This window comes from Streptomyces sp. A0592 (assembly GCF_004795115.1).
Classification (GTDB): Bacteria; Actinomycetota; Actinomycetes; order Streptomycetales; family Streptomycetaceae; genus Streptomyces; species Streptomyces erythrochromogenes.
The window spans coordinates 1-25141 of record NZ_SSBM01000007.1 but is presented as its reverse complement, the minus strand read 5'-3'; the positions used below and the strand labels follow the sequence as shown (position 1 = coordinate 25141).

General features: G+C 73.1%; 22 protein-coding genes. 6 read left to right on the top strand and 16 right to left on the bottom strand.

What is annotated here, in order from left to right:
- Window positions 1-50: 50 nt before the first annotated feature.
- Complete coding sequence (locus E6U81_RS12700; protein ID WP_136230202.1) at window positions 51-2222, bottom strand: SpoIIE family protein phosphatase; 2172 nt, start codon at window positions 2220-2222, stop codon at window positions 51-53.
- Window positions 2223-2378: 156 nt separating this feature from the next.
- Between E6U81_RS12700 and aspS the strand changes: the two genes are divergently transcribed.
- On the top strand, window positions 2379-4196 hold the full coding sequence (aspS, locus tag E6U81_RS12695; RefSeq protein WP_136230201.1) for an aspartate--tRNA ligase: 1818 nt from the start codon (window positions 2379-2381) through the stop codon (window positions 4194-4196).
- A gap of 60 nt (window positions 4197-4256) precedes the next feature.
- Here aspS and E6U81_RS41705 read toward each other — a convergent pair whose 3' ends face one another.
- Window positions 4257-6152 carry a VWA domain-containing protein gene (locus tag E6U81_RS41705; RefSeq protein ID WP_136230200.1) on the bottom strand — a complete coding sequence of 632 codons (1896 nt, stop codon included), beginning with the start codon at window positions 6150-6152 and terminating at the stop codon, window positions 4257-4259.
- Window positions 6153-6446: 294 nt separating this feature from the next.
- Between E6U81_RS41705 and E6U81_RS12685 the strand changes: the two genes are divergently transcribed.
- Window positions 6447-8534 (top strand): PhoX family phosphatase, encoded by a 2088-nt coding sequence (locus E6U81_RS12685; protein ID WP_136230199.1) that lies wholly within the window; start codon window positions 6447-6449, stop codon window positions 8532-8534.
- Between the two features lie 59 nt (window positions 8535-8593).
- Here the strand turns inward: E6U81_RS12685 and E6U81_RS12680 are convergent, their stop codons facing one another.
- From E6U81_RS12680 to E6U81_RS12665, 4 genes are all read right to left on the bottom strand, one after another.
- The gene (locus E6U81_RS12680) at window positions 8594-9862 is read right to left on the bottom strand and encodes a HAMP domain-containing sensor histidine kinase (RefSeq protein WP_136230198.1); all 1269 of its coding nucleotides are present in this window, start codon (window positions 9860-9862) and stop codon (window positions 8594-8596) included.
- A complete protein-coding gene (locus E6U81_RS12675) occupies window positions 9850-10551 on the bottom strand; it encodes a hypothetical protein (protein ID WP_276615805.1) in 702 nt (233 codons plus the stop codon). The genes E6U81_RS12680 and E6U81_RS12675 overlap by 13 nt, the downstream gene beginning before the upstream one ends.
- 37 nt (window positions 10552-10588) lie before the next feature.
- Window positions 10589-12583 carry an FUSC family protein gene (locus E6U81_RS12670; RefSeq protein ID WP_136230197.1) on the bottom strand — a complete coding sequence of 665 codons (1995 nt, stop codon included), beginning with the start codon at window positions 12581-12583 and terminating at the stop codon, window positions 10589-10591.
- An 80-nt stretch (window positions 12584-12663) separates the two neighbouring features.
- On the bottom strand, window positions 12664-13491 hold the full coding sequence (locus E6U81_RS12665) for a hypothetical protein (protein ID WP_136230196.1): 828 nt from the start codon (window positions 13489-13491) through the stop codon (window positions 12664-12666).
- Between the two features lie 125 nt (window positions 13492-13616).
- Here E6U81_RS12665 and E6U81_RS12660 point away from each other — a divergent pair, with 125 nt between their 5' ends.
- The 3 genes from E6U81_RS12660 (at window position 13617) to E6U81_RS12650 (ending at window position 15016) form a co-directional block, all read left to right on the top strand.
- Complete coding sequence (locus tag E6U81_RS12660) at window positions 13617-14099, top strand: Rrf2 family transcriptional regulator (RefSeq protein ID WP_136230396.1); 483 nt, start codon at window positions 13617-13619, stop codon at window positions 14097-14099.
- A 47-nt stretch (window positions 14100-14146) separates the two neighbouring features.
- The gene (locus E6U81_RS12655) at window positions 14147-14545 is read left to right on the top strand and encodes a Rid family hydrolase (protein WP_136230195.1); all 399 of its coding nucleotides are present in this window, start codon (window positions 14147-14149) and stop codon (window positions 14543-14545) included.
- A 66-nt stretch (window positions 14546-14611) separates the two neighbouring features.
- Window positions 14612-15016: a hypothetical protein gene (locus E6U81_RS12650; protein ID WP_136230194.1), complete on the top strand. Its 405-nt coding sequence runs from the start codon at window positions 14612-14614 to the stop codon at window positions 15014-15016.
- A 96-nt stretch (window positions 15017-15112) separates the two neighbouring features.
- On the opposite strand, the gene E6U81_RS12645 is transcribed toward E6U81_RS12650, so the two are convergent.
- From E6U81_RS12645 to E6U81_RS12620, 6 genes are all read right to left on the bottom strand, one after another.
- Window positions 15113-15331, bottom strand: a complete 219-nt coding sequence (locus E6U81_RS12645; RefSeq protein WP_136230193.1) for a hypothetical protein — start codon at window positions 15329-15331, stop codon at window positions 15113-15115.
- A gap of 57 nt (window positions 15332-15388) precedes the next feature.
- Window positions 15389-15766: a hypothetical protein gene (locus E6U81_RS12640; RefSeq protein WP_136230192.1), complete on the bottom strand. Its 378-nt coding sequence runs from the start codon at window positions 15764-15766 to the stop codon at window positions 15389-15391.
- A gap of 103 nt (window positions 15767-15869) precedes the next feature.
- Window positions 15870-16469, bottom strand: coding sequence for a class F sortase (locus E6U81_RS12635; protein WP_136230191.1), 600 nt, complete (start codon window positions 16467-16469; stop codon window positions 15870-15872).
- Window positions 16470-16703: 234 nt separating this feature from the next.
- A complete protein-coding gene (locus E6U81_RS12630; protein ID WP_030838987.1) occupies window positions 16704-16946 on the bottom strand; it encodes a hypothetical protein in 243 nt (80 codons plus the stop codon).
- A 20-nt stretch (window positions 16947-16966) separates the two neighbouring features.
- On the bottom strand, window positions 16967-17722 hold the full coding sequence (locus E6U81_RS12625; RefSeq protein ID WP_136230190.1) for a CbtA family protein: 756 nt from the start codon (window positions 17720-17722) through the stop codon (window positions 16967-16969).
- A 63-nt stretch (window positions 17723-17785) separates the two neighbouring features.
- Complete coding sequence (locus tag E6U81_RS12620; protein ID WP_031156410.1) at window positions 17786-18001, bottom strand: CbtB-domain containing protein; 216 nt, start codon at window positions 17999-18001, stop codon at window positions 17786-17788.
- Between the two features lie 189 nt (window positions 18002-18190).
- Between E6U81_RS12620 and E6U81_RS12615 the strand changes: the two genes are divergently transcribed.
- A complete protein-coding gene (locus E6U81_RS12615; RefSeq protein ID WP_136230189.1) occupies window positions 18191-18655 on the top strand; it encodes a histidine phosphatase family protein in 465 nt (154 codons plus the stop codon).
- 61 nt (window positions 18656-18716) lie between these two features.
- Here E6U81_RS12615 and pucL read toward each other — a convergent pair whose 3' ends face one another.
- The 4 genes from pucL to E6U81_RS12595 all read right to left on the bottom strand — a co-directional run bounded on the left by pucL (window position 18717) and on the right by E6U81_RS12595 (window position 25067).
- Complete coding sequence (gene pucL, locus E6U81_RS12610) at window positions 18717-19634, bottom strand: factor-independent urate hydroxylase (RefSeq protein ID WP_136230188.1); 918 nt, start codon at window positions 19632-19634, stop codon at window positions 18717-18719.
- Between the two features lie 262 nt (window positions 19635-19896).
- On the bottom strand, window positions 19897-21246 hold the full coding sequence (locus E6U81_RS12605) for an aspartate aminotransferase family protein (RefSeq protein ID WP_136230187.1): 1350 nt from the start codon (window positions 21244-21246) through the stop codon (window positions 19897-19899).
- A 112-nt stretch (window positions 21247-21358) separates the two neighbouring features.
- Window positions 21359-24655, bottom strand: coding sequence for a BTAD domain-containing putative transcriptional regulator (locus E6U81_RS12600; RefSeq protein WP_136230186.1), 3297 nt, complete (start codon window positions 24653-24655; stop codon window positions 21359-21361).
- Between the two features lie 40 nt (window positions 24656-24695).
- Window positions 24696-25067 carry a hypothetical protein gene (locus E6U81_RS12595; protein ID WP_031155755.1) on the bottom strand — a complete coding sequence of 124 codons (372 nt, stop codon included), beginning with the start codon at window positions 25065-25067 and terminating at the stop codon, window positions 24696-24698.
- Between the last annotated feature and the right edge of the window lie 74 nt (window positions 25068-25141).

Sequence of the window (25141 nt, the reverse complement as noted above, 5' to 3'; positions counted from 1 at the left end):
GTGCCGTCGTACCGGCGGCGTCCCGTCGGGCGGCCTTTCCGGCCGCAGCGCTAGGCCGTGTCCGGCTGCTTGGACTGCTCGTACAGCTCGAACCAGGTCGACTTGCCCTCGCCGCGGGGGTCCACGCCCCACGCGTCGGCCAGCATCTCCATCAGCAGCACCCCGCGGCCGCTGGAGGCCATCTCGCCCGGGTGCCGCTTGTGCGGGAGCTCGTCGCTGGAGTCGGCGACCTCCACGCGCAGCCGCCGCTCGCCCAGCTCGCCGACCGCCTCGGCCACCAGCAGGGCGTCGCCGTCCGTGTGCACCAGGACGTTGGTGACCATCTCGGAGACCATCAGGACCACCGAGTCCAGTTGCTCCTCGTCGGCCCAGTCGTGCAGCAGCTCCCGGACCTGCCGGCGGGCGCCCGCGATGCGTTCCGGTTCCGCCTGGGCCACGGTCAGCATCGTGCGGCGGGCCGGTCGGACCGGGTGCGCCACCGGCGTCCCGCAGCCGCAGCCCGCGCCCTCGCGGCACAGCAGCACCACGGCTATGTCGTCCTCGCGGCGGTCGGCCAGCGGCCCGGTGGTGTGGTGCGAGGACGGCCCGTGCACGGCCTGGACCAGCAGGTCCGCCAGCGCTTCGAGGTGCCCGGCCGGGTGGCCGCCGCCGGCCTCGTGGGTGTCGGCCTCCAGGACGGCGCGCAGCCGGGCCCAGCCGGTGTCCAGGTCGTGCCCGCCGGTCTCGATGAGCCCGTCGGTGCAGAGCATCATCGTCTCGCCGGGTTCCAGGGTGAACCGGGTGGTCGGGTAGTCGGTGTCGGGGACGATCCCGAGGGGGAGCCCGCCGGCGGTGGGCCGCATCAGGACGGTGCCGTCGGTCATCCGGACCGCGGGGTCGGGGTGGCCGGCGCGGGCCACCTCCAGCGTTCCGGTCTGCGGGTCGCACTCCACGTACAGGCAGGTCGCGAACCTCGGGCTCTGGGCGTCGGAGTCGTCCTCGGCGCCGCCGGACTCCTGGGAGGCGCACAGTCCGGCGAGGAAGCGGGAGGCGCGCGAGAGCACCGCGTCCGGCCGGTGCCCCTCGGACGCGTAGGCCCGTACGGCGATCCGCAGCTGGCCCATCAGCCCGGCCGCGCGCACGTCGTGGCCCTGCACGTCGCCGATGACCAGCGCGAACCGGCCCGACGGCAGCGGGATCATGTCGTACCAGTCGCCGCCGACCTGGAGCCCGCCGCCGGTGGGGACGTAGCGTGCGGCGATCCGCATGCCGGGGATCTCCGGGCCGAGCTGCGGCATCATCGACCGTTGCAGGCCGGTCGTGAGTTCCCGCTCGGATTCGGCCACACCGGCCCGCTGGAGGGCCTGGGCCAGCATCCGGGCCACGGTCGTCAGGACCGACCGCTCGTCGGGCGAGAAGGACGCGGGCTGCTTGAAGGCGGCCATCCAGGCGCCCATGGTGCGCCCGGCCACGATCAGCGGGAGGAAGGCCCAGGACACCCGGTCGAAGCGCTGTGCGAGCGGCCAGGTGGCCGGGAAGCGCCGTTTGTAGTCGTCGGGGGTGGGCAGGTAGATCGCCCGACCGGTACGGACGACCTCCGCGGCCGGATAGTCCGTGTCCAGCAGCATGTCCGTGAAGGGGCCCTCGTCCCCGGCGTCGTGCCCGTGGTGCCCGATGACGGACAGCCGGTCCCCGGCCACACCGAAGACGGCCAGCCCGTCGGGGTTGAAGCCCGGCATGGACAGCGAGGCCGCGACCCGCAGTACCTCCGCCGTGGACCGGGCCTCCGCCAGCGCCCGGCCGGCGTCCAGCAGGAAGGCCTCGCGGGAGCGCCGCCAGTCGCCCGTGATGGGCGTGTGCACGGCGGTCGTGCCCGGCTGCGGCTCGGCGATCTCCTGGATGGTGCCGATCAGCTCGTAGTCCAGGCTTCCGTCGGCCGACCACCGCTCCAGCGGTTTGGAGCGGCTGCGCACGGTCCGCATGACGCGTCCGTCCACGTCCATGATCCGCAGCCGGGCCTCGGCGAGGGTGCCCTCGGCGACGGCCAGGTTCACGATTCCGTTGATCTCGTTCCAGTCCACCGGGTGGAAGCGCGACCGCACGGCCACCTCCGGCAGGACCACCGGTTCGGCGGGCAGCCCGAGGAGCCGGGCGGCCTCCCCGTCGAGGGAGACCGTCCCGGAGGCGTTGTCCCATCGCCACAGACCCGTCGCGACTGCGGCCAGGACATCCTCGGTACGCACCCGGTCATCTTTACAGGTCATATCCGTTACGTGCCTGTTCGCCGGTGACCGGACGCATTTGCGCAGGCTGACGGTAGTGCCCGACCCGCCATCCTCCCGGACGGTAACCTTGGGACGGTTGAATCCACCCTGGTATCGCGAAGAACTGGATGACTGATGCATCGGTACAGGTCCCACACCTGCGGCGAGCTCCGCGCCTCTGACGTCGCCGCCGACGTCCGACTGAGCGGCTGGCTGCACAACCGTCGAGACCTGGGCGGCATCCTCTTCATCGATCTGCGTGACCACTACGGCATCACGCAGCTGGTCGCCCGCCCCGGCACCGCCGCGAACGAGGCCCTCAGCAGCGTCTCCAAGGAGACCGTCGTCCGTATCGACGGCAAGGTCGTCTCCCGCGGTGCGGACAACGTGAACCCGGACCTGCCGACCGGCGAGGTCGAGATCGAGGTCTCCGCGGTCGAGGTGCTCGGCGCGGCCGCCCCGCTGCCCTTCACGATCAACACCGACGACGGTGTGAACGAGGAGCGCCGCCTGGAGTACCGCTTCCTCGACCTGCGCCGCGAGCGCATGCACCGCAACATCATGCTGCGCTCGGCGGTCATCGCCTCGATCCGCTCGAAGATGGTGGCCCTCGGCTTCAACGAGATGGCGACCCCGATCCTCACCGCGACCTCCCCCGAGGGCGCCCGTGACTTCGTCGTGCCGTCCCGCCTGAACCCGGGCAAGTTCTACGCCCTGCCGCAGGCCCCGCAGCAGTTCAAGCAGCTGCTGATGATCTCCGGCTTCGACCGGTACTTCCAGATCGCGCCCTGCTTCCGCGACGAGGACGCCCGCGCCGACCGCTCGCCGGGCGAGTTCTACCAGCTCGACGTGGAGATGTCCTTCGTCGAGCAGGAGGACGTCTTCCAGCCGATCGAGCGCCTGATGACCGAGCTCTTCACCGAGTTCGGCGGCGGCCGCGAGGTCACCTCGCCGTTCCCGCGGATCCCGTTCCGCGAGTCGATGCTGAAGTACGGCAACGACAAGCCCGACCTGCGCGCCAAGCTGGAGCTCGTCGACATCACCGACGTGTTCGAGGGCTCGGAGTTCAAGGCGTTCGCCGGCAAGCACGTGCGCGCCCTGGCCGTCCCGGACACCGCTGCCCAGCCGCGCAAGTTCTTCGACGGCCTCGGCGACTACGCGGTCTCGCTGGGCGCGAAGGGCCTGGCCTGGGTGCGCGTGGGCGAGGACGGTGCCCTGACCGGCCCGATCGCCAAGTTCCTCACCGAGGAGAACGTCAAGGTCCTCACCGAGCGCCTGGGCCTGGTCCCCGGCCACGCCGTGTTCTTCGGCGCCGGCGAGTTCGACGAGGTCTCCAAGATCATGTCCGGCGTCCGCGTCGAGGCGGCCAAGCGCGCCGGCCACTTCGAGGACAACGTCTTCCGCTTCTGCTGGATCGTCGACTTCCCGATGTACGAGAAGGACGAGGAGACCGGCAAGATCGACTTCTCCCACAACCCGTTCTCCATGCCGCAGGGCGGCATGAGGGACCTGGAGGAGAAGGACCCGCTCGACATCCTGGCGTGGCAGTACGACATCGTCTGCAACGGCATCGAGCTGTCCTCCGGCGCCATCCGCAACCACGAGCCCGAGGTCATGCTGAAGGCCTTCGAGATCGCGGGCTACGAGGCCGAGACCGTCGAGCGCGAGTTCGCGGGCATGCTGCGCGCCTTCCGCCTCGGCGCCCCGCCGCACGGTGGCATCGCCCCGGGCGTGGACCGCATCGTGATGCTGCTGGCCGACGAGCCGAACATCCGCGAGACCATCGCCTTCCCGCTCAACGGCAACGCGCAGGACCTGATGATGGGCGCGCCGACGGTCCTTGAGGAGGCCCGTCTGCGCGAGCTGAACATCGCGCTGCGCAAGCCGGTCGAGACGAAGGCGGCCGACGCCAAGCCGGTCGCGGAGTCCGTGCACCCGGACGCTGCGCGCTAAGCGGCAGGCATACGAGAAGGGCCCGGGGTCGACGACCCCGGGCCCTTCCTCATGCCGTGGCTAGAACTTCTCCAGGACGCCCTTGAGGAGGGCCGCGGAGGTCAGTTCGGCGGGGGCGGGACCGGCGTGGAAGAAGCCGGCGTTCTCGGCGTCCAGCTTGCGCAGGAAGTCGAAGGCCTTGGAGTCGTGGTCACCGAAGGCCACGAACTGCCAGTGGATGCCGGGGGCCGCGGTGGCGGCGTCGGTCAGCGCCTGCCGGGCGGGCTGGCGGTTGTCGGGGGCGCCGTCCGTCTGGAAGACGACCAGGGCCGGGCCCTCGCCGCCGTCCTTGCGGTAGTGCTCGACGACGGCCTCGACGGCCACGTGGTAGCTGGTGCGACCCATCCGGCCGAGCTCGGCGTGGCGGCCCTCGACCCAGGAGCCGTAGTGGGTGTCGAGGGTCAGGTCGGCCGTGCCGTCCACCTCCGTGGAGAAGAACACGGTGTGCACGGTCGCCTCGTCGTCGAGGTGCGCGGCGAGGGCGAGGGCGTGGTCGGCGAGGTACTGGGCGCTGCCGTCCTTGTAGAAGCCGCGCATCGACCCGGAGCGGTCGAGGACCAGGTAGACCTTGGCGCGGGCGCCGGCCTTCCCCTTGCCGCGGAGCACCTGGCCGGCGGCCTTGTACGCGGTGGCGACCTCGGGTGCCCGCCGCCGCACGGCTGCCGCCGCGTGAGCGGGCCCGGCCTGGACCCCGGCCTCCGGCCCGGCCTCGTCCTGCGCCTCCGGCTCCGCCGGGGTGTCGGTGCCGGCCTCCGCCTGCGGCGCGTCCGTGTCGGCCACCGCAGCCTGGGGCTCCGTGTCGGCGACTGCGTCGGCCTCGGGCTGCGCCTCCGGCTCCGCCGGGACGGCAACCTCGGCCTCCTCCGCAGCGGGGGCGGTGTCCGGCTCCGCCGGGGCCTCGCCCTGGGCCTGGGGCTCCGCCGCGGCGGCCTCGGGCTGCTCCGCGGGAGCGGTGGCGTCCGCCGCCGGGTCGGCGGTCTCCGCAGCGGCGGCCTCGGCCTTGTCCTGCTCCGCAGGAGCGGCAACCTCTGCCTGGGCCTGCGGCTCGTCCGCGACAGCGGCCTCGGCGGGCTCCGCAGCGGGCGCGGTGTCCGGCTCCGCCGGGGTGTCGGTGCCGGCTTCCGCAGCCTGGGGCTCCGTGCCGGCGACTGCGTCGGCCTCGGCCTCCGGCTGGTCCTGCGCCTGCGGCGCATCGGCGGCGGCCTGCTCGTCCCGAGCCTCCGGCTCCGCGGGAGCGGCGGCGTCCGCCACCGGCTCGGCGCTCTCCGCCTGCTCCGCGGCGGCGGCCTCGGCCTCCGGCTGCACCGGTGCCTGCGGCTCTGCCGCGGTGGCGGCCTCGGCGGGCTCCGCAACGGGGGCGGCGTCCGGCTCGTCCGCGACAGCGGCCTCGGCGGGCTCCGCAGCGGGCGCCGTGTCCGGCTCCGCCGGGGCTTCGTCCTGCTCCGCGGGAACGGCGGCGTCCGCCGCCGGCTCGGCGGTCTCCGCCTGCTCCGCCGCGGCGGCCTCGGCCTCCGGCTGGTCCTGTGCCTGCGGCTCTGCGGCGATGGCGGCCTCGGCCTGCGGCTCTGCCGCGGTGGCGGCTTCGGCCGGCTCCGCCGGGGCGGCAGCCTCAGCGGGCTCCGCGGGAGCGGGGGATTCCGGGCCGGGGTTCGCCGAAGGCGAGGGGCGGCGGGCCTCCGGGACCGTGGGGTCGGCGGCCGGGGCAGGGGCCGTGAGGACCGTGCCGGGCTCGCGATCCCGCGAGGACTGCGGAGGAACCGTCGGATTGTCGAAGGACGCCGCCACGAGGTCGGCGGCGACGTCCAGGGGGGTGCGTTCCGCCTGGTTCGGTACAGCCGCCGAAGTGGCGTCCGAATTTTCCGGAACCGGTTCCGCAGACCGTCCGAACACCTTGCGCAACAAGCTCCGAATACCCATGGGCCAGGCCTTTCGCATGAGTGCGTGCGTCATTTGTCCGTGCTGCGCGGTTGATCCCTGCCCAGAGTGGACACGTAAGGTTATCGGCCGCCCGGCTGGATCTTCGGCAGGGGCGCCTTTCGTGGCGCCCGGCTCCCAGAGGTGATCACGCGGCTCCCGAACTGCCGCCCCGACGTGCCGGGTTCACCAATCGTTCATCCCCGCGCCGCCGCTTCGGCGCAACCCGGGCCTACCGTCGCGGCTGGATTGTTCCGACACGTTGTCGGCGGCCACGCAGCTACTCGGAGGAAACTCGTGCGCAAGCTTCTGCCGTTCATCGGCAACCCGCATGGGAGCGGCCGTTCCGCTCTCACCTGTCGTTACCGCTGTGGCGACGCCTGCTTCCACGAGGTGCCGAACACAAGCGACAACGAGTACGCGGGCGATGTCATAGCCCGTGCCTACTCCCGCCGCTCGATGCTGCGCTCCGCCGCCGTCGTGACGGTCGCCACCGCCGCCGGCTCCGCCGTCGCGCTCAGCGCCTCGGGGCAGACCGCCAGCGCGGCCCCCGCCGTCGACGCTGCGGCGGCCGGTGCGGGCAAGAGCGGCGAGGCCGCCCGCGGCCTTCGCTTCAAGGCCGTCGCGCCGAACACCGACGACAAGGTCACCATCCCCGAGGGCCACGAGCAGAACGTGGTCATCCGTTGGGGCGACCCGATCATCAAGGGCGCCCCGGGCTTCAACGCCGACAAGCAGACCGCGGCCGCGCAGGCCGGTCAGTTCGGTTACAACAACGACTTCCTGAGCCTCCTCCCGCTCGGCGGGGACTACGAGCGCCAGCAGCTGCTCGTGGCCAACCACGAGTACACGGACGAAGTCCTGATGTTCAAGGCGTACGACCCGGCCAACCCCACCCGCGAGCAGGTGGAGATCGCCTGGGCCGCGCACGGCCTGTCCGTGGTCGTCGTGCAGGAGGACCACCGCAGCGGCAAGCTGACCGCGGTCTCCCGCCACCAGCTCAACCGCCGCCTGACGGCCACCAGCGAGTTCCGGATGACCGGTCCGGCCGCGGGCGGCGCGCTGCTGAAGACCTCCGTCGACCCCACCGGCACCAAGGTGCTCGGCACCCTCAACAACTGCGCCGGTGGCACCACCCCGTGGGGCACCACCCTCCACGGCGAGGAGAACTTCAACCAGTACTTCGGCAACGCCGGCCAGGTCACCGACCCCACCGCCGCCGCCCGCCTGAAGCGCTACGGCATGACCACCGGCGCCACCGAGCGCAAGTGGGAGCGCTTCGACAAGCGCTTCGACGTGGCCCAGGAGCCCAACGAGTCGCACCGCTTCGGCTGGGTCGTCGAGCTGGACCCGTACGACCCGAACTCCGTGCCGCGCAAGCGCACCGCGCTGGGCCGCTTCAAGCACGAGGCCGCGCAGCCCCGTCTGACCGAGGACGGCCGCCCGGTCGTCTACATGGGCGACGACGAGCGCTTCGACTACTTCTACAAGTTCGTCTCCTCGAAGCGGATGAAGAAGGGCAATTCGCGCGCGGCGAAGGAGCACAACCTCACGCTGCTCGACGAGGGCACCCTCTACGTCGCCAAGCTCACCGGTGACACCCCGGCCGCCGAGCTCGACGGCACCGGCAAGCTGCCCTCCGACGGCGAGTTCGACGGATCCGGCGTCTGGATCAAGCTGGCCACCGGCAATGTCTCGCACGTCGAGGGCATGACCGCCGAGGAGGTGTACGTCTTCACGCGCCAGGCCGCCGACAAGGTGGGCGCCACCAAGATGGACCGCCCCGAGGACGTCGAGCCCTCCCCGCGCACCGGCCGCGTCTACGTCGCGCTGACCAACAACACCGACCGCGGCAAGCCCGGCAAGGAAGGCGCCACCGAGGCGAACCCGCGCAACCTGAACAAGCACGGCCAGATCCTGGAGCTCGCCGAGAACTTCGACGACCCGGCCGGCGACGGTTTCGCCTGGCGGCTCTTCCTGGTCGCCGGCGACCCGAACGACCCGGCGACCTACTTCGCAGGCTTCCCCAAGGACAAGGTCAGCCCGATCTCCTGCCCGGACAACGTGGCCTTCGACCCGCACGGCAACCTGTGGATCTCCACCGACGGCAACCAGCTCGGCTCCCACGACGGCCTGTTCGGCGTCGCGACCAGCGGTGAGCGCCGCGGCGAGCTGAAGCAGTTCCTGACCGTGCCGCGCGGCGCCGAGACCTGTGGCCCGCTGATCCAGGACAAGCGCGTCCTGGTGGCCGTCCAGCACCCGGGCGAGATCGACGGCGCGTCCGTCGAGAAGCCGCAGTCGGTGTGGCCCGACGGACCCGGCAAGATCGTCCGCCCGGCCGTCGTCTCGGTCTGGCGCAAGGACGGCAAGAACATCGGCGTCTGATCCCGATCCTGATTCCGTGCGGAGGGCGGTGTTTCACGTGAAACACCGCCCCTCCGTGGTCAACTTCCCTCCGGTAGACGCCCGACGGGAAGCCTGAGCGTCGTCGACGCGCCCCCGTCCGGGGCGTTGGCGAAGCTCAGCGCGATCTCCAGGACCGCCGCCTGTCCCGCCACGATCGTCAGACCCAGTCCATGGCCGCGTCCGCGCCCCGGGTCTCCGGTGCGGAAGCGCTGCGGACCCTGCTCGATCAGTTCGGGCGGGTAACCGGGCCCGTGGTCGCGGACCGTGACCACCGGGCCCTCCACGGTCACCTCGATGGGCGGCCGGCCGTGTTTGTGGGCGTTGACCAGCAGGTTGGTCAGGATCCGGTCGAGACGCCGCCGGTCGGTGAGTACCGCCGCGTCGCGGATCACCCGTACCGAGACGGCGGGCCCGGCTCCCGCCACGGCCCGCTCCACCGCCCGGCCGAGTTCCACCCGGGCGAGATCGGCCTGTTCCACGCCCGATTCGAGCCGGGAGATCTCCAGCAGATCCTCGGTCAGCAGGTGCAGGGCCTTCAGCCGGTCGTTGATCATCTCCTTGGGGCGGCCCTCGGGCAGCAGGGCCGCCGCGGCGAGCGAGCCGGTGAGCGGGGTCCGCAGCTCGTGCGCCACGTCCGCCGTGAAGCGCTTCTCCGCCTCCAGCCGCTCCTGGAGCGACGCCGCCATCAGGTCCAGTGCCTGGGCCACGTCCCGTACCTCGTCGCGGTCCCGGGAGCGGCGGCCCGACCGCCTGTCGTCCGCGCGGGTGGGGAAGCCGACCCGGGCGTCGAGGTCCCCGGCGCTGATCCGGCGGGCCACGGCGGCGGTCGTCGCGAGCCGTCGGCTGATCCGGTCGGCGAGGAAGAGGCCGGCCAGCGCCACCACGCCGGCGGCCACCACGGCGGAGGCGAGGATCGCGGTGTCGATGTCCCGCAGCCGGTCCCGGGTGCCCTCGAAGGGGATCCAGACGGCGAGGGCCTGCTTGTCGGCGGGGGCGGCGCCCCACATGACGGGTTTGCCGTCGTAGGCGCCGACCATGCTGCCGGTGTCGCCGCGAGCGACCAGGTCGCGCAGCGGGCGGGGCAGCTGGGGCGGGTCGAGGACGATGTTCACGTCGCCGTGCGTGGTGCCGTACTCGTAGTGGCTGAGGGCGTGCTCCAGGGCCGCGCCCGCGTCCTTGCGGACCTCGCCGACGATCTGGGCCGCGACCACGTTGTGCACCAGGATCCCGAGTGCGGCGGCGACCGTGCAGCACACCGCCGTGGTGGTCAGGGCGATCTTCCAGCGGAGGCTGCTCAGCGCGTGCATCGCTGTGCGTCCTGGCCGAGCGGTACGCCGCTGATGGAGGCGCAGTCGTCGAGGGTGAGCTGGCTGAGGTTCATGATCCCGGCCTTCGGGTCCCACACGTAGTCGGAGACGGCGAAGTAGGCGGGGTTCGACGTCGGCTCTCGGACCGCCAGGTGCTCGGCGGCGACCTCCACCCCCTCCAGCACTGCCCGTCTTGACAGGATGCGGGCGATCCTCCCGTCGTCCTGGACGGTGTAGACGCGCAGCTCGCTGAGCCGGCCGTCGATGTCGAGGGCGGTGATCAGCTCCTCCCGGCCGTTGCCTGTCAGGTCGTGGAAGACCGGGGGCCGCACCGGGCAGTCGGGGCCGCCGTCCACAGCCTGTGTGCAGAGCGCGAGCCGCTGGACGCCCCGGGGATCGACGAGCCGGCCCGTGCCGCCGTCCTGCTCGGTGGCGGAGGTGACGTCGGCGCGTACGACGCTCACCGGGTTCACCGTGCGCATGCTGAGGCCCGCCACCTTGGGCAGGTCCGGCACCACGGAGGCCGTGCCCGGCTTCTGGGCCGGGTCGGGCGGGTCGGGGCGGATGTCCTTCCACAGGCTCTGCGGGGCGTGCACCGTGCCGAGGTCGCCCTCGCTCTGCAGCCCCTCCACGTCGGCGCACCCCGCCAGGGCCAGGGCGAGGACCAGGACGGCCGGGGCGCGGTACATGCTCCGATGCTCCCCCGTCCGCTCCCACCCGGCCCGGTCAGCGCTCCGGCTGGGTGATGGCGCGGGCCGCCGCCAGCTCCTGGTGCACGGGTGCCAGGACGCCCGCCCCGTCGCCTTCCGGTTCGCCCTCGACCCGTACCGGGGTGGTGCTGCTGCGGACCCGGTCGGCCAGTTCGCGCAACTGTCGCGCGATGGCCGCCACCTCCTCGGCCGCGGGGGGCGGTGCGCCGTGGTCGACCCGGACCCGGGCGGCGGTGGACGCGTCCACGATCCGCTCGACGGCGACCACCAGCGGCCACCACGCGGCGGCCCGGGTGCCGGTCGGCGGTGGCTCGGTCAGTGCCCGTTGGAACTCGCTGCGTACGCCCGACAGGTCGCGGTAGAGCCGCCGCCGGGCCTGGAGGCGGGCGGTCCGGGCCGCCGCGAGCGCCGCCTCGTCCGCGGCCGGCGCGAAGGCCCGTTCCACGTAGCGGGCGGCGTCGTCCACGGTCTCGGCGAGCCGGTCCCCGATCCGGGTGTGCCAGCTCTCGGGCCACAGCAGGTATCCGGCGATCAGGGTGATGGCGCAGCCGATCAGGCTGTCCAGCAGCCTGGGGCGGATCAGGTCGAAGCCCTGGTGGTTGAGCAGGTCCGAGAGCAGCAGGATCACCGGGGTGATCGCCGCGGTCTGGAAGGCGTAGCCCTTGGCGGAGAAGACCGGGATCAGCGCGCCGAGCACCACCATCACCGGCACGTCCCACCAGCCGCGCGGTACCTCGGCGAGCACGGCGGCGGCGACGACGAGCCCGATCGCGGTGCCGAGGGCGCGCAGCAGGGCCCGGGAGAACACCGAGCCGAAGTCCGGTTTGAGGACGAAGGTGACGGTCAGGGCGATCCAGTAGGACCGTTCGAGCTCGACGACCGACACGAGCGACTGGGCGAGGCCGATGCACAGCGCGAGCCGCAGGCCGTAGCGCCAGGAGGCCTCGGACATCATCATGTCGCGCACGGCCCGCCGGGCGCGCACCTTCAGTGCGGCGGGCCGGCCGAGGCGGTCGTCCACGTTGTACGGGTCCGCCTCGGCGAGGTGCACGATCTTCGCGGCGTGCCGCAGCGCCGCGTCGACGGCCCGTTCGGCGGGGGTGCGGGCTTCGGGCAGGTCGAGTACGGGCGCTGCGGTGCGGCCCTCCTCCACGGCCGTCGCGAGTTCCCGTACGGCGGCGGGGATCTCGGGGGGCAGCGGCCGGCCGCGCAGGTGGGCGGCGGGTGCGGCCTCCACCAGCGGGATCACCACATTGAGCTGGGCGAGCATGCGGACGAGCGACTGGCTGCGTCCGTGCACGCGGGCCCGGCGGCCCAGGATGAGGTCGTAGGCCTGGTCGAGTTCCTTGGTGACCCGGCGGCGCCGCTCGTCGTAGAGGTCGCCCGGGCCGCCGGCGGCTTCCAGGGCGTCCGCCAGGGCCCGGTAGGTGGCGGCGACCGCCGACCGTTCGGGCCGGCGGCCGCGCAGCGGCCAGCCCAGCAGGGTCAGCGCGAGGACGAAGAGTCCGCCCGCGGCCAGGAGCAGCGGGGCGATCCACCAGGGCTGCGGCATCGGGAGCCCGGCGCCGACCACGGCGTTGAGCAGGAGCAGCAGTCCGGACACGGAGGCGACCGTGCCGATGGAGGAGATCATCCCGGAGACCAGGGCGATGAGGGTGAGCACGCCGACGGCCACCCAGCCGTGCCCGAAGACGAGGGTGCCCAGGGCCACGCCGACGGCGCCGAAGAACTGCGGGACGGCGATGTTCAGGACGCGCATCCGGTAGGCGTCGGCGGTGTCGCCGATGACTCCGGACAGGGCGCCCATGGAGGCGAGTGCGCCGTATTCGGGTTCGTTGAGGGCGAAGCCGACGGCGAGCGGGACGGAGAGGGCGACGCCCGCTCGTGCCGCGGCGGCCCAGGGGACGGGCGCGGTGGTCGGCTTCAGCCCTTCGAGCAGCCAGCCGGGCGGAGCCAGCGGATGGTGCCGGGCTCGCCGCGACGATATGTGTTCGGTGCGTTCGGTGCTCATTCCCGCTTCCGTGCGGCCGCTCGCGAATCGGTTCTTCTGGGCTCTTCTGCGCCGTTCTGCGCGTGTTGTACCTTCCGAGCTTATGGGGTGCGGCGCAGTCGTCCCATCACCCAGGCGGTGAGAGCCGCCGCGAGCCCGATGAGCAGTACGACCCAGGCGGTGGTCCGCAGGAACGCGGTGAGGGCGTCGTACACAGCGCCGGCCGCCGCGCGGTCGATGTCGGCGGGCAGATCGTCCAGGGTGAGGCGGCGGCACACCTCCACCGTGAGCCACAGCAGGCCGGCCCCGACCGCCAGTCCCAGCCCGGTGGCGATGACGGCGCGGCGCCGTCGGACGGCGACCGCGACGGCCGACACGGCCAGGACCACGGTCAGTGCGGGCAGCCAGACGCCGGCGATCTGGAGCATGCGGAATCCCTTCCGGAGGGCGCCGAGGTTGTCGTACTCCATGACCTCCACGGACAGCCGTGTCACGGGGATGCGGTCCGCGAAGGGCACCTGGTCGGCGACGAGTTCGCTCTTGATCTGGGCGACGACGGGCGCGAGGTCGATGGTGACGGCGTTGCCGCGGCCGGTGGTGAGCGCGTGGAGGAAGGCGGCGTGGGCGGCGCGGTTGGCCGCGTCCCAGGCCGTGCGGTAGGCGGGGGTGTCGGCGAAGGAGTGCAGGGCCTCGCCGAGCAGGGCGTCGACCCCGGCCTGGAAGGGGCCCGCGTCGATCTGCCCGGTGAGGGCGCGGGCGGTGTGGGTGACGACGACCTCCTGCACGGCGGGGTCTTCGGCGAGGGGGGACATGGCCGCGGTGTAGCGGTCCGCGTTGCCCAGATCGCGGTCGGCCCAGTACGCGACGGCGCTCGCGGGCACGAGGAGGGCCACGAGCACGATGAGTACCGCCGACAGGATGGTGCGCACGTCACCAGGGAAAACGCGGACGGTCCGGGGCGCGAGCGGTGTTGCTGCGGGCGGGTGGTGGGCCGCCCGACGGCGTGGGATCCTTGCCTTCCTTATCCTGGATATCTAATATCCAGATTATGAAGATGAGCGAGGGCGTCGAGTGGGCGCTGCACAGCTGCGTCAACCTGGCCTGGAGCGGACCGGACCGTGCGGTCTCGGCGGCGCGGCTCGCCGCCTGGCACGACCTGCCGGCGGCCTACCTCAACAAGCAGCTGCAGGCCCTGGCCCGGGCGGGCATCCTCAGCTCCAGCCCCGGGCCGCGCGGCGGCTTCCGGCTGGCCCGACCGCTCGCCGCCGTCTCGCTCATGGACGTGGTCGCCGCCGTCGAGGGGCCCGAGGAGGCCTTCCGGTGCGCGGAGATCCGCAGGCAGGGGCCCGGGGCTGGCGAACCCGCGCCCGACGGCGCGGCCGGCGCCGACTGCGCCATCGCGCACGCCATGACCCGGGCCGAACTGGCCTGGCGCAAGGCGCTGGCGGCCCAGAACCTCGACGAGATCCGACAGCAGGCCGAACGCCAGGCCCCGGAGGCCCCGCGGCGGCTCCGCGCCTGGCTCGCCGCGCAGTAGCAGCAGGCACCGCACGCACGCACGGACACGGAAACAGGGAGCTCGGCATGACGCGCAGCATCATCAACCCGGCAGGACTCCACACCCCGACCGGCTACGGCTACAGCCACATCGTCTCCGCCCCCGGCGAACAGGTCTTCATAGCCGGCCAGTACGGCTCCGACGAAAGCGGCCACGTCGTCTCCGACGACTTCGCCGACCAGGTGGAACGAGCCTTCGCCAACCTCCGCACCGCCCTCGCCGCGGCCGGCCTCGGCCCCGCCGACGTGGTCCGCATCGGCACCTACATCGTCGGCCACGACCAGAAGAAGCTGGAGGTGCTCCTGAAGCACCTGCACGCCACCTGGGGCACCGAGCTCCCCGCCCAGACCCTCATCGGGGTCGCCTCCCTTGCCCTGCCCGGCATGCTCTTCGAGATCGATGCCGTGGCGGTGCGCACGCCCTGACCGCTGATCCACTTGCCGGTCGGAGGCGGCGGGTGTGCCCTGGAGGATGGGAGAGAGGAGCCCGTCATGGCACATGCGGCACCCGCTGCCCCCAGGCAGCACCGGCAGATGGCGGACATGACCCACCTGAGCAAGGGCGCCTACGTGAGGCCGCTGCTCCTCGGACTGGTCTACGGGGTCTGGTGCGCGTTCATCGAACGCCAGGAGGGCCCGGTCACCGCGGCCAACGTCTTCTACGGCATCCTCTGCGGCGTGATCTTCGCGGGGATCATGTTCGGCCTGGCCAGGGTCGGCCCGCGGATGATGCGCGAACTCCACGCCGCCGCGTACGGAGCCTTCGGCGGCATCGCGGTGGGCTACCTGCACAGCCTCACCGACGAGTCCATCCTCACGTCCGTGGTGATAGGCCTGGCGGTCGCCGTGGGCGTCGGCGCCACCGCCTTCTACCGCTACTACACGCACGAGGACTGAGCAGGACCGCCCGCCCGGCTTTCACAGGGGCGCCGGCTCCCCCGCCCGCGGTCGAGGGCGGGGGAGCCGGCGCCCCTCCATCTCCGCGCGCGATCGCTAGGCGGCCGAGTCGCCGGCCGCCGTCCTCGCACCGACCGTCCGGGAGGCCACGGCCGTCTGCGCGGCCATGGCCTGCTGCGGTTCACTCTCGTCCTCTACGGACGGTGCCGGGGTCTTCGGCGGGGCGATCGGCTCGGACTGGCGGACGGGCGGCGCGAAGCGGGAGACCTCGGCGCGGAGCATGGCGTTCAGTGCGGCGTACGGATCGATGGGCATGGCGGAACCTCACGGTGCTCAGGGGGGTGTGGGGGGTGCGCTGGGGACTCGGTCCGCTCAGCAGCGCAGCACCACGCTCCGCACCGTCCGCAGGGACAGGGCCGGTTCGGCCGCCTCCGTGCGCGGTCCGCGCCCCGGGGCATCGCCCTGTTTCACGTGAAACACCGCGCGCGGGGCCCGCTGCGCGCAGACCGGCCCGCGCGCGGACGACCGTACGGCCGCGCGTGCCTCGGGATCGGCCGCGGGATCGGACTGGCCCTCCGTGGGCTCGGCGGGCTCGCCGGGGGCCGAGGGCTCCACGGGGGCCGAGGACGCAGGGCGGTACTCCGCCGCGGCCGCACCGGCCGGACCGGCACCGAACACACACAGCAGCACGACGCAGGCCGCGGTGAGCGCCCTCGTCAGTGCCGTGCGTGCGTGTCGCCTCCAGGTCATGCGAGGGGTGTGCCCCGCCACGCCGGAAGACTCCCGGACGGACCTCGATAAGCCCCCGACCGGGGGACGAAGACACTCCCCTCGGCTGACAGTCCGCCAGATGTCAACTGGTGCTGCGGTGTCCGGTCAGCCGGGCCAGCACGGCGGTCTCCCCGTCGATCACCCGCAGTTGGGCGCGTCCGGGCGGCTCCTCCCGCCCGGACGCCCTGCCGGGCGAGACCCGTACGACCGTGAACACGGCCGTACGGCGGTCCGTGCGCAGGATCTCGACGGTCCTGCCCCGGCGCAACTCCCCCAGCCGGAGCCCGGTTCCGGTGACCACGGCGGTGCCGGCGGAGCCGGGCGCCGGCCCCGCGGAGTCCCAGGACGCCTCCTCGCCCTCACCGCCGACCGGCACGTCGACGTCCAGGGCGGGGATGCGCAACCGCAGTGGCCGGGCCGCCCGCAGGGGTCCGGATACGGTCCTCAGCGGTCCGGCGGCGACCCTGCGCGGCCGGGTCGCCGCCCCGGGCCGGCCCGCGCCGGACTGCTCCAGTTCCCGTACGAGGCGGCGGTGGCCGGACAGGCCCAGCGCCCGCGAGGGCAGTGCGTCGTCGGTGGTCGCGGCTGCGGGCGCGGCACCCTCGGTCCGCTGCAACACCACGACGGTGGTGGTCAGCAGAGCCACCGTCAGAGAGGCGACGACCCACTTGGCGCGGGGCATGGGATTCCCTCCTGTCCGGCTCGTGCGGCCGGGTCATGTGAGCAGTGGACACTTCCTCTGCCCATCGGCACACCGTGAAACACGAGGGACTGACATGGAGTCACGGGCGTGTCTTCGCACGATCGGGGAGTCTTCGCAGCTCGCACCGGTTGGGCGCACCGGCTGCCGGGGTCGGCGCGGGTACGCCCGAACGGGTGAGGGGTCAGTGCTGCCCGGTGACCCCGGCCGGCGGGGTCACAGGACGACGGCCGCCGTGCCCGCCCCCATGAGCGCGGCGGCCAGGTGCATGGCCGGATGGCCGTAGTCGCCGTACCAGAGGTGGCGGGCCAGGCCGCCGAGCGCGGCCAGGGCGGCGATGATGCCGATCTGGCCGAACAGCGTCACGGCGCAGCAGGGAGCCAGGAGCAGCAGGAAGGAATTCAGCCAGAAGGGTGCGGCACCCGTCCAGCCCCGCCATTCCCTGATCGCCGTCGCCATGGACTATCGGCCTTTCATCGTCAACTCGTCGGCTGCACAGCCTCCTTGGGTGCGGGGGCGGGCACAAGGGCCCGTTCGGCTAGAAAACCGAAGGCCAGGCCGAAAGTCGTCCACAAGGTGGTCTGGATGGCCAGGGACGCGAGGCGGAAGTCCCAGATCAGAGCGGCCGGGAAGCCGGCCGGGACCTCGTTGATGCCGGGCAGGACCGCGTATGAGATTCCGATGAGTACGACGAAGGCCGTACCGGCGGTGACCGACGCGTTCCAGTGGCCGAGCTTCGGCGCGAGCCGCCGCCCGAGGATCACCGCGCCGGCGGCCAGCAGCGCGCTGAGGACGATCATCAGGAGGTAGAGGGCGGTCCGCCGGGCCGCCGTGTCGGGGTCGCCGACGGCCGGCGGGTTGGCGGGGTACTTGAAGAAGGGCACCAGGGTCACGGTGACGAACAGGCCCGCGGTGGCCAGCGCGGCCGTGGCCCGCGGACCGAAGCGGCCGATGCGGCCGAGTGCGAAGCAGTGGACGAGCGCGGCGATGCCGCCGAGCGCGACGCCGTAGAGCACGACGCCGGTGCCGAGACCCGCCGTGGCCTGGAGGGTCCGGCTGACCGGGGCCTCTCCGCCGTGGTCGTGTCCGGCCCCGGCGGCGGCCTCTTCGATGGCGATGGCCGCGTCCACCTTGGACTCACCGAGGAGGTACGCGACGAGGAAGGCGGCCACGCCGGCCAGCAGGCCGGCGAGCATGCCCCGGACGAGCAGGGCGCGGGGGGATGCGGAGTTCATGGTTCGGTTCCCTTGCTGGGACGGATCCCTTGCCGAGGGGCGGTCGGTGGCAGGGGAAGCGGGTCAGTGGCAGGGGAACCCGAGCAGGTGGCGGCCGTCGTGCAGCCACTCGTGGATGGTCTCGCCCTCGAAGACGGCGGTGGCGCCCTGCTCGGCGCCGACGAAGTAGAGCAGGACCAGCATCAGGACGCCGACGAACACCGCCCACGGGGCGAGTGCGGAGAGCGAGATGGGGGCGATGGCGGGGGCGTTCGTCGTGGGCACGGCGGAGTTGGCCATTGCAGAACCTCCAGAGGGAACACGCGTCCCGGTCAGTGGTGCGCTCGACGACGGTGGCGGGTCTGACTTGCCTCCCCCTCCGGGAGGATTCACAGTGGCGCGACCGTGCCGGATTCTCACCGGATCTTCCGTCGTACCGTCGTCGTGGACTTGTCTCGTTCGTGACGGTACCGCGCTTACGCTCCCCTTATGAAGAGTCAGTCGGTGCGTGTTCACCTCGTGCGCCCCCCATTGGACGCAGCGGCCCGACAGGGCCGTTTCGGTCACGCACGGCCCTGTCCCGGCTACGAGGGCCTGCGCGGTCAGGACACCGGGGAGTGGGCGGGACGCACCCTGGACGAGGTGGCGGCCGAAGCCCCGGAGGCCCTGCGCGCCTGGCTGACGGACCCCGGGTACGCACCCCCGGGCGGGGAGTCCGTGGACGCGCTGATCGCCCGCGTCGGGGCGGAGCTGGCCGCACTGGCCCCCGGCACGCACCGGGCGGAGGTCGACCAGGCCGTCGTACGGGCGGCCGTGGTGCATGCCCTGGAGCTCCCGGCGGCGGCCTTCTGGCGGCTCGACGTGCGGCCGGAGTGGGTCACCACCCTGACCGGACGGGCCGGGCGCTGGAACCTCCTCGTCGGCCGGCCGCAGGACGAGCTGCCCGGGACGTAACGGGGCCGGGCCCGGACCCCGCGACGCGGTCCGGGCCCGGCTCACGACGGGCGCGGGCCCGCTACGCCACGATCCAGTCGGACGTCGCGATCACCGGCTGCACGCCGTCACGGTGGATGGTGCCCTCGATCAGGCCGTACATGCGGTCCGCCGCGAAGTAGACCTCGTTGTCGTTCTTGAGGCCGAACGGCTCCAGGTCGACGAGGAAGTGGTGCTTGTTGGGGAGGTTGAGCCGCACCTCGTTGACCCTGGGGCAGTTGTCGAGCACCCGCTCGGCCATCTGGTTCAGGGTCTGCTGCAGCGAGTACGAGTACGTCTCCGCGAAGGCCTCCAGCATGTTCTTGCGGACCTTCTTGTACGCCTGGTCCCAGTCGTACCCGGGGTCGTCGGCGGCGAGCGCCGAGTGCGCCCAGCGCGCGGTGACCTTGGTCGCCAGGATGCGGTCGTACGCCTCCTTGAGCGTCGTGTACTTGTCCTTGATGTAGCCGTGGAACTCGGAGTTCGTCGAGTTCATCACCGTCAGGTCCTTCAGGCCCGAGATGACCTGCAGGCCCGTCGTCTCGCTGTAGGTGATCTGCGCGGTGCGCACCTCCTGGCCCTTGAGGGCGAAGGAGTGCTGCTCCTTGCGCGTCGGGACCGGGATGCGCTCCCAGGCGAATTCCTCGATACGGATCTGGGCCTCGCGGATCGGCGCCTGCGAGGAGACGAAGTGCTTGGCGAGCAGGATGCCGAAGGCCTCCGGCGACTCGATGCCGTGCTCCTTGCCGAAGGCGTACACCGTGTTCTTGGTGGTGTCGGTCGGCAGGCAGTTGGCGTTGTCGCCGGTGAGGTGGACGTCGCGGAACTCACCGCGGAGCGCGACCGAGACGTTGAGGTCGCGGATCTCGTGCCAGGAACCGTCGTTGCCCTTGCGGGTCACCTTCACGATGCGGTTCTCGGCCTTGCCGTACTGGTTCTGGGCCAGGACGTGCTTGCTCATGCTGTCTTCCTTCGGGTACTCGGGAACACGGAGTCCGTACTTCTGGATCCCGTACGCCCGGCGTCCAGCGGTCGTCCCGCTCCCCGCCGTTCGGCCCCGAGGGGGCCGCCCCGGGACTGACGTGCATCCCGGTCCGTAGGTGCTTGGCCTGTTTTGCGTTCGCGGCCTGCACGGATTGCAGCATGCGCACGGCGGGTCAGCCACCGCACGGATCCTCCGAACACCGGCACCAGCGGATTGGGCGACCCCACAGATCCGCAGGTCAGACAGTGTGTGCGTCGGCCACCGTCAGAGCCTCGTCCAGGATCCGCAGCCCCTTCGCGACATCCTGCGGCGCGATGTTGCAGGCCGGGGCGACGTGGATCCGGTTGCCCGCGATCAGCGGCCAGAGCCCGCCCTTCCTGCAGGCGGCCCCGAACTCCGCCATCGGTGCGTTGTCCGCCCCGGCCGCGTTGTACGGGACCAGCGGCTCGCGCGTCTCCTTGCTGCGGACGAGTTCGAGGGCCCAGAACGTGCCGAGGCCGCGGACCTCCCCGACCGAGGGGTGGCGTTCGGCGAGCGCGCGCAGGCCGGGCCCGAGGAGCTCGGAGCCGGTGCGCGCGGACTGGTCGACGACGCCCTCCTCCTCCATGACGTTGATCGTGGCGACGGCGGCCGCGCAGGCCAGCACGTGCCCGGAGTACGTCAGCCCGCCCGGGTAGGGCCGGCGGGCGAAGGTCTCGGCGATGGCAGCCGAGATGGCCACACCGCCGAGCGGTACGTAGCCGCTGGTGACGCCCTTGGCGAAGCAGATCAGGTCGGGGGTGACGTGCCAGTGCTCGGAGGCGAACCATGTACCGGTGCGCCCGAAGCCGACCATGATCTCGTCGAGGACGAAGACGATGCCGTAGCGGTCGCAGAGTGCTCGGACCCCGGCCAGGTAGCCGTCGGGGTGCACGAGCACGCCGGGGGCGCCGCCGACGGTCTCCAGGATGATCGCGGCGATGGACTGCGGGCCCTCGAAGACGATGGTGTCCTCCAGGTGGCGCAGGGCCCGCTCGCACTCCTCGGCCTCCGTCGTCGCGTAGAAGGGCGAGCGGTAGGCGAAGGGCCCCCAGAAGTGCACGACGCCGGCGGTCGCGGAGTCGTTGCCGAACCGGCGGGCGTCACCGGTCAGGTTGATCGCGGTGGAGGTGGCGCCGTGGTACGAGCGGTACGCGGACAGGACCTTGGGCCGCCCGGTGTGCAGCCGGGCCATGCGGACGGCGTTCTCCACCGCCTCGGCCCCGGCGTTGGTGAAGAAGATCTTGTCGAGGTCGCCCGGGGTGCGCTCGGCGATCAGCCGGGCCGCCTCGGAACGCACGTCGACGGCGAAGCCGGGCGCGACGGTGCAGAGCCTGGCCGCCTGCTCCTGGATGGCCGCGGTGACCTTGGGGTGCTGGTAGCCGATGTTCGTGTAGACCAGGGCGCTCGAGAAGTCGAGGTAGCGGTTGCCCTGGTAGTCCCAGAAGTACGACCCCTCGGCGCCGGCGACGGCGAGGGGGTCGATGAGCTCCTGCGCCGACCAGGAGTGGAAGACGTGCTTCCGGTCAGCGTCTTTCACGGTCGTGAGGGCGTCGGCTTCTGCGTTCATGAAACGAGAGTAGTCGTCCAGGATGTGGACACGGCGCGGGCCGCCCCGCGCCTCCCGCGGCGCGCGCCGGCCCCGCGACCGCCTGCCGGAAGCGGAACCCGCGGCCGCGGGATCAGCCGACCAGGACGCCCCGCGCGAGCTCCCGTACGGCCTCCGGGGCAGCCCCGGCGGGGTCCCCGGGCCCCGTGCGGTCCCCGTGCTTCGCGTACGCGTCACCGAGGGCGGCGCGCGCCGCGTCCTCCACCCGGGCGGCGTCCGCCCGCGAGTGGTCGGGGCCGCCGCGCACGGCCAGGGCCGCCGCCAGCAGCCGCGCCGCCTCCCGGGGCCGGTCCAGCCGCAGCGCCTGGTCCGCGACGCCGACCAGCACCTGGGCGAGGGTGGGGGCGTGCCCGGCGGCCAGGGCCAGGTCGAGCGCCTCGGCCCGGTGCGCGCGGGCGGCCGCCGGCCCGACCTCCGCCGCGTCCAGGTACCCGAGCGAGTCGAGGACCACCGCCCGGAAGACCGGGTGCACGGCGACCTCGCGGATCGCCTCCCGGGCCCGTGCCAGTTCCGACCGGGCCAGGTCCGGCTCGCCGTTCCAGCGCGCCAGGTCGGCCCTGCCATGCGCCACCATGGCCAGTGCCTCCGGCCATCCGGCCGCCGCCGCGGCCCGCTGCGCCCGCTCCATCGTCGCGGCGCCGCCCGCCGGGTCCCCGGCCAGCTGGCGCAGCTGGGCCTGCCGTACCCAGGCGTACAGCCGGTCCTCGACGGCCCCGAGCTCGCCGAGGACCGCGACGGCCTCCTCGTAGTGGCCGATCGCCGCGGTGTGATCGCCGCGCCGGGCCACCAGGTCGGCCAGCAGCGTCAGCGCGAAGGAGGTCCCCCAGCGCTCCCCGAGCCCGCGGAAGCCCGCCAGGGCCGCCGCGATCGCGGTTTCCGCCCGCTCGGGACGGCCGCCGGCCCCGAGCAGGGTCTTGGCCCCCTCCAGCAGGCCCTGTGCCCGTACCCAGGGGTCCTCGTCGGACTGGGCACCCTCCCAGGCGTCCGCCGGCGGGGCCTCGCCCGCGGCCGCACTGCGCAGGATCCGGTCCAGCGGGTCCAGGAAGCGGACCACCGGATGCCGGCTCTCCGTCCGCCCGGCGAGCCGCACCCCCTCGCGCAGCAGCTTCGCGGTCTGCCGGTCGTCGCCCAGTCCGGCCGTCGCGAAGAGCACGGCCAGCGCGCACGCGACGGCGCGGGACTCCTCGTACCGGCCCTGTGCGTCCTCGGCGCCGTCGGGGTCCGCGCCGTCGGGGTCCGCGGGGTCGGGGCCGTCCCCCGCCCGGTCCGGCAGTGCCAGCGCCTGCGCCGCCAGCTGGGCGCCGTCCGCCTTGTGCCCGCTCAGCCACCAGTACCAACCGGCCGCCGCCACCAGCCGTACGGCGGGCCGCGCCTCGCCCGCCGCTATCGCGCCGCGCAGCGCCGCGGACAGGTTGTCGTGCTCCGCTGTGAGCCGTGCGAGCCATTCCAGCTGTTCGGACCGGCGCAGGTACGGGTCCGCGGCCCGGGCCAGCTCGGTGAAGTACGCGGCGTGCGCGCGGCGGACGGCCCGCTCCTCGCCGGCCTCCGCGAGCTTGTCCAGGCCGTACGCCCGGATCGTCTCCAGCATCCGGTAGCGCCCGTCGCCGTCGGTCACCAGCAGGGACTTGTCGGCCAGCGACGTGACGAGGCCGAGCACGTCGTACGCCTCGACCGGGCCGCCGACGCACACCCCCTCGGCCGCCTCCACGGTGGCGCCGCCGGGGAAGGCGGCGAGCCGCCGCAGCAGCGCCCGTTCCGGCCCGGTCAGCAGCTCCCAGCTCCAGTCGACCACCGCCCGCAGCGTGCGGTGCTGGCGCGGAGCCGACCGCGCGCCGCTCGTCAGCAGCCGGAACCGGTCGTCGAGCCGGGCCGCGAGCTGCTCGGCGCTCATCGTGCGCAGCCGGGCCGCGGCCAGTTCGATGGCCAGCGGCATCCCGTCCAGGGCCCGGCAGATCCGGGTGACCGCCGCGGCCGTCTCCTCGGTGACGGCGAAGCCGGAACGCGCCGCGACCGCACGGTCGTTCAGCAGCCGGACCGCGGCGTAGGACATGGCCTGCGCCGCATCGGCGCCCTGGGGCGGCAGCGCCAGCGGGTGGACCGGCCACAGCGCCTCGCCGGTCAGGCCGAGGGGCTCCCGGCTGGTCGCGAGGATCCGCAGCCCGGGGCACTCGCCGAGCAGCCGGTCGGCCAGGGACGCGGCGGCCTCGATCAGGTGCTCGCAGTTGTCCAGCACGAGCAGGGCCGTACGGGTGCGCAGCGCGGCGGCGAGCCGGTCCAGCGGGTCGCCCGCCGCCCCGGGCTCGCGCAGGGCGAGCGCGTTCAGGACGGCCGGCACCACGTCGGCCTCCGCGCCCAGCGGCGCGAGTTCCACCAGCCAGACACCGTCGGGGAACCGGTCGAGGAGCGGCCGGGCGCTCTGCACGGCCAGCCGGGTCTTGCCGGCGCCGCCCGGGCCGGTGAGCGTCGTCAGCCGGAACGCCCCTACGAGGGAGGCGACGTGGGCGAGATCGTCGTCGCGTCCGACGAAACTGGCCAGTCCGGAGCGCAGATTGGTGGGCGGGACCGGCGCGGTCGGCGCCGACGGCGCTGCGGGCGAAGGGGGTTCGGCCGCGGCCGTCGGCGCCGGTGCTGCGCCGGCGGGGACTTCCCCGCGCAGGACAGCGGTGTGCAGGGCTGACAGCTCCGGTGACGGATCGACGCCGAGCTCCTCGGCGAGGGCCCCGCGGGCGGCCGCGTACGCGGTGAGCGCCTCGGCGGGCCGTCCGGCCGCGACGAGCGCCCGCATCAGCGCGCCGACGAGCCTTTCGCGCAGGGGGTTTTCGGCGACGAGGGAGGTCAGCTCGGCGGTCAGCTCCCGGCCGCGCCCCACGCGCAGGTCCGCCTCGATCCGGTCCTCCAGGACCGCCGTGCGCAGTTCCGACAGCCGGGTCACCGGCGCCCGGAAGAAGTCGGAGCCCGCGACGTCGAGCAGGGCGGGACCGCGCCACAGCCCCAGGGCCTCGCGCAGCATCCGGGCGGCGGCCTCCGGGTCCCGGGCCAGCGCCCCGCGGCCCTCGGAGGCGAGCCGCTCGAAGCGGACCACGTCCACCGCGTCGGGCTCGACGACGAGGCGGTATCCGGCCGGATGCGACTCGATGGCTGCGCCGGGCAGGGCCCGGCGCAGCCGGGACACCAGCGCCTGCAGGGCGTTCGCGGCGCCCGCCGGCGGTTCCTCCGCCCAGATCCCGTCGATCAGCAGTTCGGAGGCGACCACGCGGCCCGGTTCGAGCGCCAGCAGGATCAGCAGTGCCCGCAGTCGCGCCCCTGCGACTGCGACGCCGCTTCCGTCCTCGCCCCGTACGTCCAGGGCCCCCAGCATCGAGATCCGCATGCGGACATTGTGCGATGCGGGCGGGGGCCGGGGCGGCGGCTTATTTGTCGGAGTAGCTGAAGTCCCCGACGGTCCAGGCGCTGACGTCGCCCAGGGCGATCCGGTACATCCCGCCGGTCTCGGGGATGCCCACCGGGCCCTGGAGGATGCGTGCCACGTGGAAGTGCAGGTGTGAGGGCGGGTCGGCGGGATGACCGGCCGTGGTTCCGGCGGAGCTGAACACCTCGGCGAACGGCCCCAGCTGGTCGGAGTCCCGCAGGACCTCCGCCACCCGCTGGCGCCAGACGCGTTCGGGGGCGAGGCGGCCGGTGATGACGGCGCCGTTCACGACGACCGTCAGGGACATCTGATTGGTCTGCTCCGACTCGACCATGGCGGCGATGTCACGGAGCAGGTCGTCAGGGATCGACATGGGCAGGGACTCTAGCAAGCGGGCCCGGCTCCGGGCGTTGCTTCCGTCGTCACGGCGGCCGATTTCCGACGGGC

Bases quoted from the DNA above. Each gene is read 5' to 3' on its own strand.
- aspS (WP_136230201.1), top strand. From the start codon at position 2,379: ATGCATCGGTACAGGTCCCACACCTGCGGCGAGCTCCGCGCCTCTGAC.
- E6U81_RS41705 (WP_136230200.1), bottom strand. From the start codon at position 6,152: ATGGGTATTCGGAGCTTGTTGCGCAAGGTGTTCGGACGGTCTGCGGAA.
- E6U81_RS12680 (WP_136230198.1), bottom strand. From the start codon at position 9,862: ATGCACGCGCTGAGCAGCCTCCGCTGGAAGATCGCCCTGACCACCACG.
- E6U81_RS12675 (WP_276615805.1), bottom strand. From the start codon at position 10,551: ATGTACCGCGCCCCGGCCGTCCTGGTCCTCGCCCTGGCCCTGGCGGGG.
- E6U81_RS12670 (WP_136230197.1), bottom strand. From the start codon at position 12,583: ATGAGCACCGAACGCACCGAACACATATCGTCGCGGCGAGCCCGGCAC.
- E6U81_RS12660 (WP_136230396.1), top strand. From the start codon at position 13,617: ATGAGCGAGGGCGTCGAGTGGGCGCTGCACAGCTGCGTCAACCTGGCC.
- E6U81_RS12655 (WP_136230195.1), top strand. From the start codon at position 14,147: ATGACGCGCAGCATCATCAACCCGGCAGGACTCCACACCCCGACCGGC.
- E6U81_RS12650 (WP_136230194.1), top strand. From the start codon at position 14,612: ATGGCACATGCGGCACCCGCTGCCCCCAGGCAGCACCGGCAGATGGCG.
- E6U81_RS12645 (WP_136230193.1), bottom strand. From the start codon at position 15,331: ATGCCCATCGATCCGTACGCCGCACTGAACGCCATGCTCCGCGCCGAG.
- E6U81_RS12640 (WP_136230192.1), bottom strand. From the start codon at position 15,766: ATGACCTGGAGGCGACACGCACGCACGGCACTGACGAGGGCGCTCACC.
- E6U81_RS12635 (WP_136230191.1), bottom strand. From the start codon at position 16,469: ATGCCCCGCGCCAAGTGGGTCGTCGCCTCTCTGACGGTGGCTCTGCTG.
- E6U81_RS12630 (WP_030838987.1), bottom strand. From the start codon at position 16,946: ATGGCGACGGCGATCAGGGAATGGCGGGGCTGGACGGGTGCCGCACCC.
- E6U81_RS12625 (WP_136230190.1), bottom strand. From the start codon at position 17,722: ATGAACTCCGCATCCCCCCGCGCCCTGCTCGTCCGGGGCATGCTCGCC.
- E6U81_RS12620 (WP_031156410.1), bottom strand. From the start codon at position 18,001: ATGGCCAACTCCGCCGTGCCCACGACGAACGCCCCCGCCATCGCCCCC.
- E6U81_RS12615 (WP_136230189.1), top strand. From the start codon at position 18,191: ATGAAGAGTCAGTCGGTGCGTGTTCACCTCGTGCGCCCCCCATTGGAC.
- pucL (WP_136230188.1), bottom strand. From the start codon at position 19,634: ATGAGCAAGCACGTCCTGGCCCAGAACCAGTACGGCAAGGCCGAGAAC.
- E6U81_RS12605 (WP_136230187.1), bottom strand. From the start codon at position 21,246: ATGAACGCAGAAGCCGACGCCCTCACGACCGTGAAAGACGCTGACCGG.
- E6U81_RS12600 (WP_136230186.1), bottom strand. From the start codon at position 24,655: ATGCGGATCTCGATGCTGGGGGCCCTGGACGTACGGGGCGAGGACGGA.
- E6U81_RS12595 (WP_031155755.1), bottom strand. From the start codon at position 25,067: ATGTCGATCCCTGACGACCTGCTCCGTGACATCGCCGCCATGGTCGAG.